Below are 372 nucleotides of genomic sequence, written 5' to 3' on the forward strand. Positions count from 1 at the left end.
GGTGAAGGGTATACGGACGACATGTTTCGGGCAATTGTGCTCGGTTCCACAATTGTGCACCATCCGCGCGTCATGGAGCGCCTTTCTGAGGCCCGGGCCTTCAATTATGGCGGTGGTTCCAGCATGCCGATGCCGGGGTTCGCAGGTCGCTCAGGAGGCAATAGTGCGGTACGTCAGGTGATACAGCGCTAAAGTCTAATTCTCAATTTTAGAGCACTAGAACTTAGTGAGTATTCAGCATGGCTAAAAGGTCGAAAAAGGCTAAAAAGCCACGCGAATCCTATGTGTTGCCGCAATCCTCGGGCTTGGCACCGGACACGAAACGTGTACTGGCGCTAGACCCGGGTTCCAGTAATACCGGGATCGCGGGGG

Annotated in this window: 1 protein-coding gene; it reads left to right on the top strand. The window is 54.6% G+C overall.

Features of this window, described 5'->3' with window-relative positions; translation table 11 throughout:
- Positions 1-192, top strand: a 192-nt coding sequence (locus tag AC1RPU_RS08005; protein ID WP_481769641.1) for a hypothetical protein, incomplete at its 5' end; no start/stop codon positions are given.
- Positions 193-372 lie beyond the last annotated feature (180 nt).

Source organism: Dellaglioa sp. CoH-55-MRSF-7 (assembly GCF_056782235.1).